At 58.4% G+C, this 1,663-nt stretch carries 2 protein-coding genes; one reads left to right on the top strand and one right to left on the bottom strand.

Going from position 1 to position 1,663, the window contains the following annotated elements; all coding sequences use genetic code 11:
* Nucleotides 1–731 (top strand): metallophosphoesterase family protein (locus EP867_RS19525; RefSeq protein ID WP_206616399.1); only part of this gene is annotated, 731 nt, incomplete at its 5' end.
* Here EP867_RS19525 and EP867_RS19520 read toward each other — a convergent pair.
* Nucleotides 691–1,329, bottom strand: a complete 639-nt coding sequence (locus EP867_RS19520; protein ID WP_128491083.1) for a hypothetical protein — start codon at nucleotides 1,327–1,329, stop codon at nucleotides 691–693. The two genes, EP867_RS19525 and EP867_RS19520, sit on opposite strands and share 41 nt — an antisense overlap.
* Nucleotides 1,330–1,663: the final 334 nt, after the last annotated feature.

The raw sequence follows: 1,663 nt of genomic DNA, 5'->3' as shown, positions 1-1,663 counted from the left end.
GCGAGGCGCTGGCGGTGATGGGCAATCATGAGCTGAATGCTATTCTTTATCATCGCAGAGATGCGGCCGGCGTCCCTTTGCGGGCGCATTCCGAAAAGAACCGCAAACAGCATGACAGTTTCCTTGACGCTTATGGCCTTGAGACCCAAGAAGCCCTCACCGAAGGCGCATGGTTTCTCACCCACCTGCCCCTGTTCATCGATCGCCCGGATCTGCGCGTGGTGCACGCATTCTGGGACGAGGCGCTCGTCACTATTATCAAAGAGCGACGCCCTGACGGGTATCTCCGGGAGGAGGATCTGGCGGAAATTGGCCGCGAAAGCACCGAGTTCGGCCGTGCGGTCAAACAGATTACCTCAGGACGTGAAGCGAGCCTCCCTGCCCCCTATGCGTTTCACGATTTCAAGGGTGAGGCCCGTCATGAAGTCCGGCTTGCCTGGTGGCGCGATGATCAGACCTGGCGCAGCGCTGCCTTGTCCGTGCCTGATGTGAATGAACTGCCGGAAGGCGACCTGCCGCCAGAGTGGCGCGCGGCAGCCTATCCGCATTCTGCCCCACGCGTCTTTGCCGGCCATTACAAAATGGAAGGCGCTCCGGCCCTGCAGCACCCGCGTGCTCTCTGTCTCGACTATCCCTTTGCGCCCTGCGTCTACCGGTGGAGAGGAGAGCAGGATCTGATGCCTGAAAATCTTATCCTGCTGGATCTGCCCGCATTGGAGCCGGTGAGCTGAGGAATTTTGCGAGATTGTCCTTAGTCCAGGCCTTTCCCGTATGAGTTGTGAGCCCGCGTTCGTTCAGGGCGTCTGCTTTCCGGGTAAGCGACATGGGATCAAGGGTAGCGATCGCAGCGAGAATTTCCGCGCGATGGCAAGCTTTTTGCCCCCGATGCGAGGCATTTTGCGTCTCCCAGTCTGAGAAGTGCGTTGACGGATCGAAGCTGAACGCGGCCGAGATATAGGGATCAGGATCCAGCAGGTGGTAGCGGCCCTTGAGTAACAAGGCCTCAAGATGAACGTGGGGCCGCCAGCCGTTCGCGCGGGGGAAAGCCACAGCAAGGAATGTCGCAGAGGGATGTTGTCTGCGCAGAGCTTCTATGACTGAGACGGCCTGCGGCGTTGCCCGGTCAGGTGAAAGTTCCATTACTGCTTCTTCGTGGACGAGCCTGCCCTGGGTCTCCTGAACCCATCTCCGGATCAGGTCACGTTGATAGCGGATGGTACGGCTCTTCGCTGCCGCCGCATCGATGTCTCGCGGCAGATCCGTGAACCTGAGCCAGTTAACCGGCCGTGTCCAGGCAATGCTGACATAATCGGTCGGGGCTTCGCGCATACCGGTTCCATGTCGCTGGGTGGAATTGATGAATTACGACAGTTCTTCCAAACTCGACGGCGCAGATCAAGTAACCTTGCCGACCGAAGTCCCCGACTGTCACCCCGATAAGGGACTGCGCGAGGCGTCATCGTTTGCTGATGTCTGAAATTTGTCTACTCATTTCGGACTACGTTACGATAACGGATTTTTCGATGTCGATCCCGAAGCAGATTATGAGCCGCATCGCAGGCAACGCTGTCGTAACGGCAGCAGATTTCGTCGATCTCGGCTTTCTTGCCCGGATAGTTCCGCCCATGGCGCAGCAGAAAGCCCTGCATATGCTGCCGCGCCT

The sequence above is a fragment of the Falsigemmobacter intermedius genome (genome assembly GCF_004054105.1).
GTDB lineage: Bacteria > Pseudomonadota > Alphaproteobacteria > Rhodobacterales > Rhodobacteraceae > Wagnerdoeblera > Wagnerdoeblera intermedia.
The sequence above is the reverse complement of the archived record's forward strand: the minus strand, read 5'-3'. Positions and strand labels throughout refer to the sequence as shown.

Excerpts from the sequence above, each read along its gene's own strand:
- EP867_RS19520 (WP_128491083.1), bottom strand. The coding sequence starts at position 1,329 with ATGCGCGAAGCCCCGACCGATTATGTCAGCATTGCCTGGACACGGCCG.